Annotated in this window: 14 protein-coding genes and 1 pseudogene; 10 read left to right on the top strand and 5 right to left on the bottom strand. The window is 58.8% G+C overall.

Translation table 11 applies throughout. From position 1 onward, the window contains the following. Positions 1-279: 279 nt before the first annotated feature. The 9 genes and pseudogenes from AC3WS9_RS03765 (at position 280) to AC3WS9_RS03725 (ending at position 9882) form a co-directional block, all read left to right on the top strand. The gene (locus AC3WS9_RS03765; protein ID WP_492486807.1) at positions 280-1011 is read left to right on the top strand and encodes a FadR/GntR family transcriptional regulator; all 732 of its coding nucleotides are present in this window, start codon (positions 280-282) and stop codon (positions 1009-1011) included. Positions 1012-1109: 98 nt separating this feature from the next. Then, positions 1110-2009: a 2-dehydro-3-deoxygalactonokinase gene (locus AC3WS9_RS03760; RefSeq protein WP_492486805.1), complete on the top strand. Its 900-nt coding sequence runs from the start codon at positions 1110-1112 to the stop codon at positions 2007-2009. Then, positions 2009-2656, top strand: a complete 648-nt coding sequence (locus tag AC3WS9_RS03755) for a 2-dehydro-3-deoxy-6-phosphogalactonate aldolase (protein WP_324722975.1) — start codon at positions 2009-2011, stop codon at positions 2654-2656. The genes AC3WS9_RS03760 and AC3WS9_RS03755 overlap by 1 nt, the downstream gene beginning before the upstream one ends. Positions 2657-2661: 5 nt before the next feature. Beyond that, entirely contained in the window at positions 2662-3531 is an 870-nt protein-coding gene (locus tag AC3WS9_RS03750; protein WP_492486803.1) for an SMP-30/gluconolactonase/LRE family protein, read from the top strand. Between the two features lie 15 nt (positions 3532-3546). Continuing rightward, a pseudogene (locus AC3WS9_RS03745) lies at positions 3547-4986 on the top strand (sugar porter family MFS transporter); the annotation flags it as partial. Positions 4987-5038: 52 nt separating this feature from the next. Then, positions 5039-6427 carry an MFS transporter gene (locus AC3WS9_RS03740; RefSeq protein ID WP_285143939.1) on the top strand — a complete coding sequence of 463 codons (1389 nt, stop codon included), beginning with the start codon at positions 5039-5041 and terminating at the stop codon, positions 6425-6427. 20 nt (positions 6428-6447) lie between these two features. Then, a complete protein-coding gene (ilvD, locus tag AC3WS9_RS03735; protein ID WP_492486801.1) occupies positions 6448-8154 on the top strand; it encodes a dihydroxy-acid dehydratase in 1707 nt (568 codons plus the stop codon). After that, positions 8154-9056: a dihydrodipicolinate synthase family protein gene (locus tag AC3WS9_RS03730; protein ID WP_492486799.1), complete on the top strand. Its 903-nt coding sequence runs from the start codon at positions 8154-8156 to the stop codon at positions 9054-9056. Before ilvD ends, AC3WS9_RS03730 begins: the two co-directional genes overlap by 1 nt. 43 nt (positions 9057-9099) lie before the next feature. After that, positions 9100-9882, top strand: coding sequence for an SDR family NAD(P)-dependent oxidoreductase (locus AC3WS9_RS03725; protein WP_492486797.1), 783 nt, complete (start codon positions 9100-9102; stop codon positions 9880-9882). Between the two features lie 9 nt (positions 9883-9891). Here the strand turns inward: AC3WS9_RS03725 and AC3WS9_RS03720 are convergent, their stop codons facing one another. Continuing rightward, entirely contained in the window at positions 9892-10731 is an 840-nt protein-coding gene (locus tag AC3WS9_RS03720; RefSeq protein ID WP_492486795.1) for an alpha/beta fold hydrolase, read from the bottom strand. Between the two features lie 190 nt (positions 10732-10921). On the opposite strand from AC3WS9_RS03720, the gene AC3WS9_RS03715 reads away from it, so the two are divergent. Beyond that, positions 10922-13783, top strand: coding sequence for an autotransporter family protein (locus AC3WS9_RS03715; protein ID WP_492486793.1), 2862 nt, complete (start codon positions 10922-10924; stop codon positions 13781-13783). A 705-nt stretch (positions 13784-14488) separates the two neighbouring features. Here the strand turns inward: AC3WS9_RS03715 and AC3WS9_RS03710 are convergent. Genes AC3WS9_RS03710 through AC3WS9_RS03695 form a run of 4 tightly spaced genes read right to left on the bottom strand, consistent with a single transcriptional unit; the run spans position 14489 to position 17504 of the window. Then, the gene (locus AC3WS9_RS03710; RefSeq protein WP_492486791.1) at positions 14489-15121 is read right to left on the bottom strand and encodes a DUF1109 domain-containing protein; all 633 of its coding nucleotides are present in this window, start codon (positions 15119-15121) and stop codon (positions 14489-14491) included. Beyond that, a complete protein-coding gene (locus tag AC3WS9_RS03705; protein ID WP_492486789.1) occupies positions 15108-15668 on the bottom strand; it encodes a sigma-70 family RNA polymerase sigma factor in 561 nt (186 codons plus the stop codon). The genes AC3WS9_RS03710 and AC3WS9_RS03705 overlap by 14 nt, the downstream gene beginning before the upstream one ends. A gap of 20 nt (positions 15669-15688) precedes the next feature. Next, positions 15689-16921 carry a protein-disulfide reductase DsbD family protein gene (locus AC3WS9_RS03700; RefSeq protein ID WP_492486787.1) on the bottom strand — a complete coding sequence of 411 codons (1233 nt, stop codon included), beginning with the start codon at positions 16919-16921 and terminating at the stop codon, positions 15689-15691. A 31-nt stretch (positions 16922-16952) separates the two neighbouring features. Then, positions 16953-17504 carry a peroxiredoxin gene (locus AC3WS9_RS03695; RefSeq protein ID WP_492486785.1) on the bottom strand — a complete coding sequence of 184 codons (552 nt, stop codon included), beginning with the start codon at positions 17502-17504 and terminating at the stop codon, positions 16953-16955. Positions 17505-17633 lie beyond the last annotated feature (129 nt).

The raw sequence follows: 17633 nt of genomic DNA, 5'->3' as shown, positions 1-17633 counted from the left end.
CTGATAAAGTACATCCTTCAGCGCCTGTACTTCTCTTATGCCCGCAAAAAATCGCCAGACTCAGGCGGGGTAAAAAGGTCAGGTTCATATTTTATTGATAAATTTCTAGCCACCTGACTACAACCATGAGTCGGCATCCATCAGGTCAACCTACCTGTCGGCTATAACCTTAGATAGACAACAACAAAAACGCATATCCCTCCCCCACCACACTCTCCATTTCCCCCCCCTCCCAATATCCCTTACTATACCCTCATAATTTATTGATCTCTGGATACCATGAGCCTACCGCAAACCACCCTTGCCGAATCCGTCACGCAGCATATTGCCTGTCGTATTCTTCACGGCGACCTCCATCCGGGGCGCTCGTTGCCCGGCGAAAATGAACTGGCGGGCGAATACGGGGTTTCGCGCACATCCGTGCGTAATGCGCTGCAGTTCCTGGCCGCCAAGGGGCTCATCACGATTCAGCCCAAGAAACGCACCACGGTGAATAACCGTGAGATGTGGAACCTGCTGGATGCCGATGTCCTGAACTGGCTGGCGGAAGGGGAAGTTGGGCCAGAGCTGGTCGAACAGCTGATGGTGGCGCGACTCATTTTTGAACCTGACGTAGCGACCCTCGCCGCGCTGAACGCCACGGGCCACGATCTTGCCGCGCTGGAAGATGCGCTGAGCCTGATGCGCCGCGGGCAAACCGAAGCGGAACGGGCGTTATTTGAAGAAGGCGATCTCGCTTTCCATCAGGCGCTGCTCCGCGCGACCCACAACCCTTTCCTCCTCGCACTTGGTAATGCCCTCTCTGCGGCGATGGTGCTGTCATTCCGCCAGACGCTGGAAAAAGACGTTCGTGATTCCCACGCTGCCGTTGACGATCATTTTTTGTTGTTTGAAAACATTCGCTTAAAACAACCAGACGGCGCTCGTCAACAGATGCGCACCATTCTGATCAACGCCGCCAGAAAGCATATCTGGAAAGATCTGCCGGAACTCTTCAACTTCATCTCCTGATCATTCCTTAAAATAATTTCGATCTTCCTCACAGATCGTGGGGATTTTTTGCTCTAGCATTCTTGTATTACAAGATTACATAGGTTGTATTACCTGATATGAGCAGATACTGGATTGCCATCGACTGGGGCACCACCAACTTCCGCGCGTTCCTGATGAACCAGGCGCAGCGGATAGATCAGATTAACCACCCTTGCGGGTTGTTATCGGTGGAAAACGCGCAGTTTGGTCCCACGCTTTACGCCATGCTCCAGCCGTGGCTTGAGCAATATGGAAAATTACCTGTCGTGATGGCAGGCATGGTGGGATCGCAGCAGGGCTGGCATGAAGTTCCGTATGCGCCGCAACCCTGCGGAGCCCGCGATCTGCTCGCACGCACTCACGCCTTCACCACATCCTGGGGCAGTCCGGCGTGGATCATTCCCGGCGTCAGCGGCACCAGCCATTTCGGCCAGCCGGACGTGATGCGCGGCGAAGAAGTGCAGCTTCTCGGTCTGTGCCAGTTACACCCCGCGACTCACCATTTTGCCCTGCTGCCCGGCACGCACAGCAAACATGCTCAGCTCGTTGAGGGAAAAATATCTGTCTTCTCAACGTTTATGACCGGCGAGATCTTCTCGCTTCTGAGCCAGCGCTCTCTCCTCGGTAAAGATTTGCCAGAGCAGCAGGAAGACGACGCCGCGTATCTGCACGGTGTTCAAACCGCCCTTCGCGGCGCGCCCTTTACGCACCTCATTTTCTCTGCCCGCACGCGCCGTCTGGCAGGGGAAATCGCGACATCGCATGTCCACAGCTATCTCTCGGGGCTGACGATTGGTCATGAGCTACTGGCGATACCTGCCGGACAGCAGGCATGGGTTGTCGGCAGCCCTGCGCTCACCGCGCGTTATCAGCTGGCCGCCTCACTGATGGATCTGCAACTCACGCCAGTCAACGGTGATGACTGCTTTATCCGTGGCCTGAGCCACCTCTTCTCCCTGATTCAAGGAATCGCATAATGGATCCGAAGACGTTTTCGACCCGCTGGAAACAGGAGCCGCTGCCGCTGGTCGCCATCCTGCGCGGTATCACACCGGCACAGGCCTGCGAGGCTGCAGACATTTTACTGAGCTGCGGTTTTCACTGGCTGGAAGTCCCATTGAATAGCCCTGAGCCGCTTGAATCCATCCGACTGATGCGCAAAACCGTCGGCAGTGAGGGTTTTGTTGGCGCGGGTACGGTCCTCACCGTTGAGCAGGTCGATCAGGTTGCCGACTGCGGTGGTCAGCTGATCATCTCGCCAAACTGCGATCCCGAGGTCATTCGCCACTCGGTGAAACGCGGGTTGATCAGCATGCCGGGCGTGATGACACCGAGCGAGGCGTTTAGCGCCATCGCCAGCGGTGCCAGTGCGCTAAAACTGTTCCCCGCCGAACACGTCACCCCAGCGATCACCAAAGCCTTCCGCGCCGTGGTGCCTCATGACGTGGCATGTCTGCCGGTGGGCGGTATTCAGCCGGACGCAGCACAGATGCGCAGCTATATCCAGGCTGGCGCGAACGGTTTTGGTCTCGGCGGCGGGCTGTATCAGGCTGGTATGAGTATGAATTTACTGCGTGAGCGCGCCCAGGCTTATCAGAAAGCCTGGCGTGAGTGCGCGGAGTAATCCCCATGAAACGCGTCGTCACCGGTCCTCTCAAAACCATCGGCCATTATCGCGCGCAGCTTGGTGAAACCCCGGTCTGGTGCGCCCGCAGCCAGTCGCTGCTGTGGGTGGATATCCTTGCTCAGCGCCTGCTGCGCTACTGGCCGGGAGAGAATGCAAGAACCCAGATCCACGCCATGCCGCCTTTTACCAGCGCAGTGCTGCTGACGACGCAGGAAGAGACATTTTTGACCGTCAGCCAGAGTGGGATCGGGTTGTACGACTACGCCCAGTCGCATTTCACCCCACTTTGCGATTACCCGGCTGACGCCATAGGTACGCGCCCGAACGAAGCCGCCATTGCCCCGGACGGGGCGCTGTGGTTCAGCACTATGGATCCGGCGGCCGAAAAGGCCATCGGCAGCTGGTATCGCTTTGCTTCTGGCGATAACGCCCCGCAGCGCCTGCTCGGCAACCAGCTGGTGCCCAACACCCTGCAGTGGCATGGCGACAAAATCTGGTTCGCCGACTCCCTGCTGCACCGTTTTTACTGCGCACAGATAGCTCAGTCAGAGATTTTCGAACTGACGGCACACAGCGTGGACGGCATTCCGGACGGATCTGCGCTTACCGCAACCGGTCAGCTAATCAACGCCCGCTGGGGACAGTCGCGCCTGGTGCGGTATCAACTCTGCGAGACGAACCTTGAGGAGCTGGACAGCCTGGCGCTCCCCGTCATGCAGCCGAGCAGCTGTACCTTCGGCGGCCCGGATCTTAATGAGCTGTACATCACCTCAGCCCGCGACGGGCTTGAGCGACCGAATGAAACGGAGGGTGCGCTGTTAAGCATCTCCACCACGTTAACCGGACTGCCAGCCGGTCTTTTTCAGCTTTAAAAAAACGAAAACAATCAAGGTGTCATTATGAACACAGCATTGAACCCTACAAAAACTAACCGGCAAACGCTGCTTGTTTGCTTTCTTGCCGCCCTCGCTGGCCTGCTGTTTGGCCTCGATATGGGGGTGATTGCCGGGGCTTTACCCTTTATTGCCAATGAATTTGGCCTCAGCAGCCATCACCAGGAAATTGTGGTCAGCGTGATGATGTTCGGTGCCGCACTCGGCGCCCTGTGCAGCGGGCCGATGTCCTCAAGCCTTGGTCGCCGTAAAAGCCTGCTGCTCGGTGCCATCCTCTTCGTGATCGGCTCCGTGGGCTGCGCCTTTGCTGACAGCATGGCCGTGCTCTCCGTGTTCCGCTTTGTGCTCGGTCTGGCGGTGGGTGTGGCGTCCTTTACGGCCCCACTTTACCTGTCTGAAATCGCGCCGGAACGCATTCGCGGCAGCATGATTTCCCTCTATCAGCTGATGATCACCATCGGCATTCTCGCCGCCTTCCTGTCCGACACCGCCCTGAGCGCTGGCGGCCACTGGCGCTGGATGCTCGGGGTGATCACCTTCCCGGCCATCGTGCTGTTCCTCGGCGTGCTCACCCTGCCGGAAAGCCCGCGCTGGCTGGCGATGAAAGATCGCCACGCTCTGGCCGGTAAGGTGCTGAAGCTGCTGCGTAATTCCGATAAAGAAGCCCAGTACGAGCTGGATCAGATCCGTGAAAGCGTGAAGATGAAACAGCGCGGCTGGCAGCTGTTCCGCCACAACCCGCACTTCCGTCGCTCCACCTACATGGGCGTGCTGCTGCAGTTTATGCAGCAGTTTACCGGCATGACGGTGATCATGTACTACGCGCCAAAAATCTTCGAAATCGCCGGTTTCTCCACCACCCGCGAGCAGATGTGGGGCACGGTGATCGCCGGCCTGACCAACGTGCTGGCAACCTTTATCGCCATCGGTCTGGTCGACAGATGGGGACGTAAACCGATCCTCAAGCTGGGCTTCGCCGGGATGGCGGTGTGCATGGGCATTCTCGGCTACATGTTCCACAGCGGCATCACCAATCCGACCGAGCAGTACACCGCCGTGATCGTGCTGCTGATCTTTATTACCGGTTTTGCGATGAGCGCGGGCCCGCTGATCTGGGTGCTGTGCTCGGAGATCCAGCCGCTGGCAGGACGCGATTTTGGCGTCACCTGCTCCACGATGGCCAACTGGATCGCCAACATGATCATCGGCGCAACCTTCCTGACGCTGATCGACACCATCGGCAGCCCAAACACCTTCTGGCTGTACGGCGTGCTGAACGTGGCGTGCATCGTGCTGACCATCCTGTTTGTGCCTGAAACCAAAAACATTTCGCTGGAAAACATCGAGCGCAACCTGATGAACGGCGAAGCGCTGCGCAATATCGGACAGACAAAACACCACGCCCCGGCTGGCCACAGCATCACGGCCAAATAAAAACGCAGGCGGCCTGCCACGTCGCAAGGCCGCCGCATCCTGGAGAGTCGTCATGAACAAGAGTCTTGCAAAAGAGTCGTCAGGAAAGGCCGCCGAATCGCAGGTTTACGCGAAGATCACGCGCCGTCTGATCCCCTTTTTGATCCTCTGCTATTTCTTCGCCTACCTGGATCGCGTCAACGTCGGGTTCGCCAAGCTGCACATGCAGGATGCGCTGAACTTCAGCGACACGGTCTACGGCCTGGGCGCGGGCATTTTCTTCATCGGCTACTTCCTGTTTGAGATGCCGAGCAACCTGCTGATGCAGCGCTTCGGGCCACGCTTCTGGATCGCCCGCATCATGGCGACCTGGGCAGTGCTGTCGGCGGCGATGATTTTCATCACCACCCCCACGCAGTTTTACGTGGTGCGCTTTTTACTCGGCGTGGCGGAAGCGGGCTTTTTCCCTGGCATCGTGTTCTATCTCACCCTGTGGTTCCCGTCCTGGCGCTCCGCTCGCACCCTGGGGCTATTTATCCTGGTGACGCCGCTCTCGACCATTATCGGCAGCCCGCTTTCCGGCCTGATCCTCAAACTGTTCGAAGGCGTCGACGGGCTGCATAACTGGCAGTGGCTATTCCTGGTCGAAGCGATCCCGTCATTCCTGCTGGCCTTCGTGGTGCTGCGCTATCTGGATAACGACGTGAAGTCCGCCAGATGGCTGACCGAGGCAGAAAAACAGGTGGTGGTGGACGATCTGGCGAAAGATGCCGCCAACCGCGAACGCGCTAACCAGGGCAAGGTCGACAGCACCCTGAAAGGGATGCTCAGCAACGGCTACGTCTGGCTGCTGGCGCTGGTCTTTTTCAGCTTCAACATTGGCTATTACGGGATCAACTTCTGGCTGCCGTCGATCATCAAAAGCTCCGGCGTGAGCGATGATTTCCACATCGGCCTGCTCGCCGCCCTGCCGTACGTCTTTGGCGCGTGCTTTATGGTGTGGAACAGCCGTCACTCGGATCTGAAACAGGAGCGCCGCTGGCACATTGCCATTCCGGCGATGATCGGCTGCGTCGGCCTTGCACTCAGCGCGTATTGCAGCGGATCGACCTTCTGGATGATGGCGTGGATCTGCCTGGCGATGTCCGGCACCCTGGCGTTAATCCCTACTTACATCAGCCTGCCCGGCGCGCTGCTTTCCGGTACCGCCGCGGCGGCAGGTATCGCCTTCGTCAACTCCGTGGGCAACCTCGCTGGTTTCTTCGGCCCGACGGTGCTGGGCTGGCTGAAAGATGCCACCGGGCGCACCGACACCGGTTTGTACATTCTTGCCGGATTTCTGCTGCTGTGCGCTCCGCTAATCCTGACGTTGCCCGCCCGTCTGGCAAACCCGAAAAAAGTGATCCCTGAACCCGAACAGAGCGATGTGCAGTCTGAATCTGCGCATCACATCAGTCGTTAACGTAGAAAGAGATAAAGCATATGAGTGGATGTGGAGGATGTGCCAGCTGTGGCACGCATTTCAACCCAATCCTTGAAGGTGATGACGGCGCGCTGAAACGTGCGCTGTACAAATCGATGGGCCATACGGACGAACAACTGCGCCGCCCGGTGATTGCCGTGGTGAACAGCTATACCAATGCCACGGCGGGCCACGCCAATCTGAATGAACTGACGGCGAAAGTGCTGGAAGGCATTGAAGAGGCGGGCGGCGTCGGCATGGTATTCGGCACCATCGCCCCGTGCGACGGTATCGCCGAGGGCCATCTCGGTATGCGCTATATTCTCGCCGCGCGCGAGGTGATTACCGCCTCCATCGAAGTGATGATGCGCGCCCACCGCTTCGACGGGATGGTGCTTCTCGGGTCGTGCGACAAAATCGTTCCGGCGATGCTGATGGCGGCGGCGCGCCTCGATATTCCGGCCATTATGGTCAACGGCGGCCCGATGTACCCCGCGGAATACAAAGGCAAACACTGGGACGGCAACATCGTTACCGAAGCGATTGGCTGGAAAAAACGCGGTGAGATCAGCGAAGAAGAGTTCGCCCATATCGAGAACATCGCCGAGCCTGGCCCTGGCTCCTGCACCATGTACGGCACGGCGAATACCATGTGCTGCATCGGCGAAGTGCTCGGCATGAGCCTGCCGGGCAGCAGCACGCTGCCTGCGGTGTCTCAGGCGCGCCGCGACTGCGCAACCGAGACGGGCCGCCAGGCGGTGAAACTGGTGCAGAACGGCGTCAACGCTCGCCGAATCATCACCCCGGAATCGATCCGCAACGCGATGGTTTACCTGCTGGCGACCGGCGGTTCCACCAACGCGATCCTTCATTTGCAGGCGATCCATTACGAAGCCGAACTCGGCCATCTGCCGCTCTCCGCCTTCGACGAAATGAGCCACCACGTGCCGCTGGTCGCCTCGCTCTATCCGGCTTCGGAACACGACATGATCGACTTCTGGGAAGCGGGCGGCGTGCAGGCGGTGGAGAAAGAGATCAGCTCCCTGATGGATCTCAACGCCCTGACGGTGGCCGGGAAAACCAAAGGCGAACTGCTGGCGCAGGCCAAACGCAGCAGCCGTCCGGAGGTTGTCCACACCCTGGCTATTCCGGTGCGTAACGAGGCGGGCGTGGCGGTGCTGCACGGCAACCTGTCGCCACTTGGCTGTGTGGTGAAACCGGCGGCAGTACCGGAAAACCTGATGGTGTTCCGCGGCCCGGCGGTGGTGTTCAACAGCGAACAGGAGTCCGTCGAAGCCATTATGTCCGGAGAAATTCAGCCGGGCAGCGTGCTGGTGCTGCGCTACGAAGGGCCGAAAGGCGGGCCAGGCATGCCGGAAATGTACAAGCCGATGAAATCCCTCGAAGGCATGGGGCTGTCGGACAGCTGCGCGCTGATCACCGACGGACGTTTCTCCGGCTCCAACCGCGGCCTGTTTGTCGGTCATATTTCACCGGAAGCGGTGGACGGCGGCGAGCTGGGCTTAGTGGAAAACGGCGACGAGATCTCGATTGATATTCCGACCCGCACCCTGACGCTGCACGTGGCAGAAGAGGTACTCGCCACCCGCCGCGAAAGCTGGAAGCCGGTCAACAAAGAGGTGCCGCGCGGCTTCCTGCGCCTCTATCGCCGCTGGGCGTTGCCTGCTGCACAAGGCGCGGTGCTGGCAGACCGGGAGGACGACTGATGACCCACTACACCGCGCAGCACATTGCTGGCGTTAACCCAATTGTCGCCATGCCCTTCACCGCCCACGGCGACGTGGATGAGAAAAGCATGGTCCGCCTGCTGGAGCACCTCGCCACCAGCGGCGCTCAGGGCACCACGCTGTTTGGTATCGCCAGCGAATTTCCTAAGCTCAACGATCACGAACGGGACCGTCTGGCGCAGCTGTTTGTCTCCACCCTCGCCGGGAGCCCGCTGTATCGGGCGATGTCGGTCACGGACCACAGCACGGAACAGGCGGTAAAACGCGCCCGCGACTACGCGAAACTCGGCGTCGATGCCCTGATGCTGCTCCCTCCGTTCTTCCTGAGCCCGAGCCCGCAGGCAATTCAGGAACATATTTTTGCCGTCCTCGAAGCGGTGGATATTCCGGTGATGGTCCAGTACGCACCGGGCGAAACCGGCCTGCCGATCACCCCTGAGCAGATGGCGGCGATCGCGGCCCGGTATCCCCATGCGGTGTTTAAAATCGAGTGCAATCCGCCGGTCGACTACACCCGCGAGTTTCTGGCGAAAGCCCCGCAGGCCAGCGTGCTGAACGGTTATGCCGGGCTGTACATGCTGCAAATGCTGGCTGCAGGCGGCAAAGGCGTGATGCCGGGCTGCTCGTTCACGGAAGTCTATGTGCGTATCTATCGCCACTGGCTGAACAACGAAATCCAGCAGGCCGAAGCGCTGCACCAGAGCCTGCTGCCGTACATCCAGCGCTGGATGAGCCACTGCGAATACATCATCCAGGTGGAAAAAACCATCCTCACGCGCCGGGGCATTATCGCCAGCGATTACTGTCGTCGTCCGGGATGGAAACTCACGCCGGAAGACGAGCAGCTCATTCACCAGTTTATTCACCAATTCCAGCTATGATCATAGGGCTGCGGCCAGCCCGCAGCCTGCAATGAGGTTCAACATGACCACGAAAAAAACACCCCGTATTGTCATTGTCACCGGCACCAGCCAGGGTATTGGCCAGGCCATTGCGCAGACTTTTTTAGATAACGGCGATATCGTTATTGGCTGCGCCTTCTCCGCTCTGGAAAAAGCACCCGCCGCGCAGCAAATGCTGAGCGACTATCCGGATCGCTATTTCTATTTTTCCGTGGATGTCACCCGCACGGAGGCGATTCAGCAGTTTGTCGACAGCGCAGAAAAACTGTTCGGCAGAATCGATGTTGTGGTGTCGAATGCGGGGAAAAATGTCTTCAAAGGCATCGACTGCGAAGAGAGCGACTGGGAGCACAACTTCAGTCTGAATTTGCGCTCGCACTGGTATCTGGCGAAATGCGCCCGCCCGGCGCTGCGCAAAAGCCAGGGGACGATCATCATCATCACCTCAAACCATGCGTTTTCCACCATGCCGGGCTGCGCGCCGTATAACATCAGCAAACGCGCCCTGCTTTCACTGGTGCAGAGCCTGACGATTGAATGGGGCCCGGAGATCCGCACCGTCGGCATCGCCCCCGGCTTTATTGATACTCTCGGCAACCAGGCGTGGTTTGATTCCCACCCCGACGCGCAAATCGCCCGCGATCGCACCATCAAAAAACACCCCGTCGGGCGTATCGGTCGCCCGGATGAAGTCGGCGAATTATGCCTGTTCCTCGCCAGCGATAAGGCGGGCTTTATTGCGGGGACCACTATCGTGATGGACGGTGGCCGCAGCGCCATAATGCAGGATGAAGAAGATCTTTAAGATGTTCTGCTAACAGGCTGGCACGCCCTGTGCCAGCCATTGCGGCCAGATAGCGGCCCAGTCAGAGCCATGGCTCATCCCGCTTATCACGGCCGTGCGAGTACAGTTTCCGCCAACCGCCTGTACAAAACGGCGGGCGACGTCCGGGGGAACGGTTTTGTCGGCCTCGCCGCTGAGATGAAGCTGCGGGATATGACGCAGCGCCTGAGCGCGATCGATGGCATTGATCGCGCCGGGCATCGCGCTCACCTGATGCAGCGCATTCACATAAGCGACATCCAGATTCCCCGCCACCGTGCGTAGCGAGCGCACGTCCGTTCGCCTTTCCGCCAGCAGCGCCGCGATATTTCCGCCGCCCGAATATCCCGTTAAATCAAGCTGAACGCCTGGGTAGCGCGCCACAAACCGATCGAGCGCCTCGTTCATTGACTCCAGTACGACGGGTGAAAAACGATCCTCCGTCCACCAGCGAACGCTGCACTCAGCGGGCAACGGCGGCCCGGTAAACTGGCAGGGTCGGGCGAGATACAGCACGCTGGCGTGCGCATCGGCAGCGGCCAGCGTCAGGCCGACCGGGTTATGGGGCGTTGGATCGTCCGAAGGCCGCGTGCGGCTTTGCCAGGCAAACCCATCCCCTTCGATGTAGACGTGTAATGACCTCACCGGCGGGGTCATTCGGCTCCAGCTGGCAACCAGAAAGGCGTTTGTCTGCACATTCTCTCTGGTAAGACCTGCCTGTTGCGCAATTTGGCTCGCCGTATTGCGTGGTTGTACTTCAGCACAGCCTGTAAATAAAAAAGATAAGCTAATCAATAAGACTGCGAAGAATATATTCTCTTTAACCCACATATCCGCGAATCACTTAAGTAAAATTAAAAACAACACTATTTCTATGGGATAATTCCACCCAGAAATAATTAAGCAAAGCTTATTGTTTTTTGCAACAAATTGTATATTCTGCGCCCGAACAATATCGGATTAATCCGAAGTTTATTTATCTGCAATTTTTACAACAATCGCAACTTTGTGACGGCACACCATGAGAAAAAAATATCTAAGCCAGCTGATCTCTTTGCTGGTGGCTTCAACGGCGGCGCAGGGGCTGCTGACGACACACTCTATCGCTTCATCGGACGTTATCATTGATGCACCGATAACTGAATTCAGCAACACCGGAATCATTGAAAACCTCGATCCCTTCCGTACGGGCAGCATTGTGACAGTCACCCCCACCGGGGTCGTGGATAGTTTTATTAACCACGGCACCATCCAGAATATGCCGAATAATATATTTCTCGGTTCGAACAATACTGGCGCAGTGGGGAATAACGGCCACATCCTTAATCTGTTCAATACCAGCACAGGAACGATCACGGGCTATCGCGGGATTAATAACGCGGGCACCATTGATTATTTAACCAATGATGGCGTTATTACCGCCGCCAATAATAATATGATGCCGATGCCGGGACAAAATGGGGCCATTTACAACCAGGGTCTCATTGGCACGCTGCACAATACCGGAACGCTTCAAACCGGCACCCTCAATTATTTCGGCAGTGCAGGTGTTGTGAACTGGGGAACGATCAATTCTGTTATTAACGATGGTTTAATTAGCGGCAGCGCGGACGGCATTACCAACCACGGCAGCATCGGCACTATCGAAAATAACAGCCGCATCGCCGGGATTAATAACGGCATCAATGCTAACAGCTCCAGCGGCAATTCCATCGCAGAGATCGTTAACAACGGTGAAATCACCGGCGGTTTGTACGGAATTTATCTCACAAGCTACAGCGATCAAAATCCCGCCACGCTTATTACTAACAACGGTACGCTGAGCGGGGGAAGCACCGCCCTGTATGTATTTACCTATACCAATTCCAGCGCGGACGTCACGCTCACCAACAGCGGTACGGTTAAGGGGGACATTTTCTCCCAAAGTTCAACGCCGTTAACCATTAATGGCGGCACAAATACCACGGGAACGCTCACCGGTCAGAATGGCATTGGTCAGATCACCAGCCAGAGCTCAGAGGTGATTTTTGGTACGGGTTCCCTGCTGCTGAACGATAACGTGAATGCTGTGACAGTACAGAACAATGGTGCAGCGCTGCAGGTGAACGGCGACATTTCGATTGTCGGGGATTATCACCAGAAAGCCGCCGCTACGCTTATCTCTGGCATCTCCGATCTGGCCACGCAAAACGGTTTTTTAACCGCCGACACCGGATATGGCCGCCTGAACGTCAGCGGCAACGCCACGGTTGACGCGGGTTCCAGCGTTAATCTGCTGCGCACCGGTGCTACCTATCAGTTCGCTGAAGGCCAGCGTTATGTGGTGATTACTGCCACAGGCTCGGGGACGGAGTACAACGCGGATAAGCTGAACTATCAGGCGATTGGCTATCACGGCGCGGTGAATGGCTCAGTCTACGAGGACGGCGCGAATAAGGCGCTGGTGTTGACCGTCGGCGCGGAGCCAGTGGTGGTTCCACCGGTTGTGACGCCTCCGGTTGTCACGCCGCCAGTGGTGACTCCACCTGTGGTAACGCCTCCGGTTGTGACACCGCCTGTTGTCACTCCACCTGTGGTAACGCCTCCGGTTGTGACACCGCCTGTTGTCACTCCTCCTGTGGTGACGCCTCCGGTTGTGACACCGCCCGTTGTCACTCCACCTGTGGTGACGCCTCCGGTTGTGACACCGCCCGTTGTCACTCCACCTGTCGTTACGCCGCCGACTCAGCCAACGCCGAAACCTGGGCTGGCGACTATCCCAGGTGCCACCGCGGCACTGGGCGGTCTGGCGAGCTACACCGGTATCTCTTCTCCACAGCTGCTGGATCTGTATAACGCCTCGCTGGCGATTAAAGGCAAAGACGAAGCCAACCGCGCGGGCGAGAAACTCTCTCCGGGTCAGAATCTCAACACCAGCTCAGCGGCTGCGGTAGCCACCTCCACCGCACAGGCCGTGGTCGGTGCGCACATTGATGCGGTGCGCAATCCGCACACCTCCGGCACCAGCGGCGTGGCGACCGGGGATGACTACGCCAGCAACTGGATCGTCTGGGGCCAGCCGTTTGGCGGCTATGCGCGTCAGGACAGCACGGCTGAGATCAGCGGCTATACGGCGAAATTTGGCGGCCTGATCATGGGCGCTGACCGCTCGCTCGGCGACGACTGGCGTCTGGGCGCTGCCGTGAACTACAGCAACACCTCCGTTCACGGAAAAGGCAACCTGAGCGGTAACACCTCCACCGCAGACAACTACGGCATCATCGGTTACGCCGGTTATACGGGCTCCCCCTGGTATCTGAATCTCTCAGCGGGTGTGAACCGCCAGAACTACAGCTCCGTTCGCCGCGCAGACTTCACCGGCTTCTCCGGCGCTGCTCAGGGCAAGTTCAACGGTCAATCAGTCACCCTGCAAACGGAGTTCGGCTATCCGGTCAAACTGCCAGCCGACGTGGTGATCACGCCGCTCGCCAGCCTGACCTATGGTTATCAACACGTTGATGACTATAAGGAAACCGGCGGCAACGGCATGGCGTTGGACGTGAGCAGCACGCATTCCCAGTCGGTCGTGAGCGACATCGGGGCCCGCGTCGAGAGAACCTTTGCGACGGGTATCGGCAACCTAACGCCGTTCGCGCAGGTCTCCTGGATCCATCAGTACGATAACCGCCAGGTGAGCAGCCATGCGACCTATGCCGCCGATGCCGTGGGTGAAACCAGCTTTATCACCAAAGGCGCGTCGCCAGTGGAGGATATGGCGGGCGTTGCAGTCGGCAGCACGTTGTACGACGCGAACGACCTGAGCCTGGATGCGCGCTACGATCTGCAGGCGGGCGATCGCTATCAGGCACACACCTTCAGTCTGCGACTGCGGAAGATGTTCTGATTAATGTGAGGGCTGCTGACCGCTGAACGCGTTCAAAAGCCCTTTGAAAAAGCAGTGGAATCGTTCCGTTCACTTTGGTTTTTCTGCTTCCTGTCCATTTCTCTGCGGGGAACGTGTTAAGGGGGCCGCCGCCCCCTTAACAATCCCGGCTCCCGGCAAAGAAAATCGCCGCTTCGCGGTGCCTTCAGCTTATTCCTTCCGGCTGACGGGGACGGGCGCAGGTAACATCCCTGTAAGTCGCGCCCTCGACGCACATCCCTGTGCGTCGCCCCTGCCTCCAGTCAACGCCTCAGCGATTTTCAGCCGGACTCCCGCTCCCTCAACCTTCACAGCTGTCTGAATGTGGCACCGGTGTGGGTCCCCGCAGAAATCGGCGAACCGGAGGCCGGATGACAAGGGCTGGACGTCAGGGATGGCGGCCAGAGGCGAAACGAGACAGGACAAAATTGCCGGGAGCAATTTTGAACAGCGCTTGCGCTGGCCCCTAAGGGGCGAGTCCCATGGATGGGACGAGTAATCACGAGTCGAGCCGACCGCAGGCAGCAGGCCGGGAGGTGAGCGCAGTGCGAAGCACCGATTTCATGGCGGTGCGCGGGGATTGACAAGGGGCCGCGTAGCCCCCTTGTCACGTTCACAGGTGATACAGGTTTTATATTCTGCTGAACATAAGGTGAACGGAACACCCTCTAATGTCAGATAGAATCATCAAGGCAGTGGAATCGCCACCCACCTCCACCCCAGCCCCACTGTGGCGGCCACAATGGTGAAGATCGCCGCCAGATGCAGCGCAAAATCCAGCGGATGCACTTCGACCGGATGGCAGAACGACAGCAAAGTTAGCGCCATGCAGGCCACGCCCGCGCCTGCAGTGGCGAGACTTTGCAGAGGATGCAGGCTGCGGGTGCGCCGCAAATAACCGATCGCCAGCAGCATCATCGGCGCGCTGACGGTCATCATAAAGACGTAGCAATTCACCTCATCCAGATGATGCGTCAGGGATGTCTGCCCGAGATTCGCCAGCACGCAGCCCAGCCACAGAACCAGCAGCGGCATAAACCCTTTCCAGCTCAGCGGGCGACGGCCCGGAATGCTGAGTAAAAACGCGTTACGGATCGCCAGAACGCCCATCACAAACGTCAGTCCCAGCTGAAGCAGGGCCAAAAACGCCCCGGACTGCGCCCAGTCCGTCGCCACGCGCTGTAACAGCAAACTGCTCAGCCACCCGCTCGGGAGCGCCATCAGCGTCCACGCCAGTGCACGCCAGCCGTCGGGCCAGGGGCGTTTGACGGGCAGCGCCTGCTGGCTCAGTTTTTCAATTAACAGCTCATGATCGGTCATGGTTCGCTCCCATCCGGCGAAGAGAGGTGATGGCCCTGTGCAGCAGGGATTTCACCGCCGGGATCGTCAAATTATGTCGGCTTGCGGCCTGCGCAAGGGTCATTTCCTGCAGGTGAATATGCTCCACGATTTCCCGCTGGCGCGCGGGCAGTCTGTCGAGGATCAGCGTCAACTCCTCCTGAACGTCCTGATGTTCCGCACTCTCCGTGGCTGCGACGTCCACCAGCGCCGCTTCCGTATCCGTCTCGCGGCGCAATGTCCGCCCGCGATGGCGCATGGCATCGACCGTGCGGGCCTGGGTAATCGCCATCAGCCATGGCAAAAAGGGACAGCCCGGATCGTAGGTATGGCGCACCCGATGCACCGTCAGCAGCACATCCTGAATGACATCCTCCACCAGCACCGGGTCGGAGATCTGGCGGCGCACGAGGGTGCGAATCGCAGGGACAATTGCCCGCAACAGCTGGGTATAGGCGTGACGATCCCCGGCCTGCGCTTTAGTCATCAGCTCAGGCCAGGCCTCGCGCGGGGCAAACCCGTTATCCATATTCCGCCATGACGGTTACCTCATGCTTTTTTGTCAGCCGCCTGATTCAGGGCGTTGACCACAATCGACGGCGTCAGCACCTGCGGGAGCACCTTCGGCGCGCTTCCGTCCGCCGGATAGACCACGTACAGCGGCAATCCGCCCTGCCCGAAGGCGTTCATCGCGTCATCAATATCGGCGTTAAATTTGGTGGAATCCGCCACCATATAGACCGCGCCGGTGCGCGCCATCCCCTCTTTCACCGCCTGCGTCGAGAGCGAGGTGCGATCGTTCACCTGACAGGTGATGCACCATGACGCGGTGAAGTTCACAAAGATGGCTTTGCCGTGACCGCGCATCGCTTCCACGCTCTGCGGCGACCACTTCACCGGCGCGACGTTTTCCGCCACCAGGTTAGCGGGCTGTGCCGATCCGGTGTTGATTGCCTTAGGCAACGGCGCAATCGCCACGACAAAAAACGCCACCGTGAACGCCAGCAGCACTCGATAAGACTGCCCGAGATAGCGTCGGCGTTGGGCGATGCCATACAGCCAGGCGGCAAAACTCACCACCACAGCGCTCGCCAGCATCACCGCCAGCGCCGTAGTCCCGGCCTGTTGCGCCAGGACCCACACCAGCCAGGCAAAAGCGCCCAGCATCGGGAAGGCCAGTCCGCGTTTCAGCACGTCCATCCACGCGCCGGGGCGCGGCAGTCGACGAGCTATCGCCGGGAACAGCGAGACGAGGGTAAAGGGGGCAGCAAAACCGAGCGCCAGAGCAAAGAAAATCGCCAGCGAAACCGCAGGCGGCTGAACCAGCGCGTAGCCTACCGCCCCCGCCATGAACGGCGCGGAGCACGGCGTGGCAACGATAATGGCCAGCGCGCCCGTCAGGGCCGAACGGACAAACGCCCCGCGTCCAACGGAGATCTCCCCGGCTCGCTGGAGCGACAGCCCGACTTCAAACACCCCAAGCAGGTTGAGCGCGGCCCCGAGAATAATCAGCGCCAGCACGGCGATCACCAGCGGAGACTGCAGCTGGAAGCCCCATCCGACAGCCGTTCCCCCGGCGCGCAATGCCAGCAGCAGTGCCGCCAGCGCCATCATGGTAAAGATGACGCCGAGCAAAAACCCGAATCCTTCAGTCCGTGCGCTGGCGGTGTCGCCCTGATGGCGCATGATCCCCAGCGCTTTCAGGGAGATCACCGGAAAGACGCAGGGCATGAAATTCAGGATCACGCCGCCCAGAAAGGCGGCAAAAATGGCGGTTAACATAGCGAACCTCGAAGGCGAAAGTCGGCGTTAATTACGAGTGCGATTTCGCATAAAGCTTCACGGCATCCATCGTTTTCTGAATGTGCGCATCCGGGTTGCGGTCCGTGTAGCTGAGCAGGATTTTGCCGTCCGGCGCGATCACAAACGAGGTGCGATCCGAGAGCGTTTTGCCGTTCACCTTCATCAGGGTTTCATACTCGGTCGCCACTTTGGCACCGGGATCGGCGGCGACAGTGAACTTATCGCGGCACTCGAGCTTCGAAAACTCATCCACCTGATCGACATTCCCGGCGGTCACCCCCACCACCGTCGCGCCCAGTTTTTTGAAATCATCCGTCGCTTCTGCAAACGCGTGGGCCTCCAGCGTGCAGCCTTTGGTAAACGCCGCCGGGAAGAAATAGAGCACCACCGGCCCTTTTTGCAGCGCCTGCTGCAATGTAAAGGTCAGCGGTTTACCACCCAGCGCGCCCTGCAGGGTAAAGTCTGGCGCTTTGGCTCCGGCTTCGAGCGCGGCCTGGGTGTTCATGGAAAAGAGTGAAAGCGTCAGTACGGCGGCGGCGGACAAGGTTTTCAAAGTTTTCATGGTCAACTCCATCGGGGAAAAGTGGGCTATCTGAATAATAGTTCGTTAGCCCGCGAACAAAAGTTTCGCCCGCCCATAAAAAAACATCCGCAAGGGTCACTTGCGGATGTTCAGTTGCAGCCTCAACGC

It is taken from the genome of Lelliottia sp. EB106-05-01-XG201 (assembly GCF_058791735.1).
This window is presented reverse-complemented; position numbering and strand designations above follow the sequence as displayed.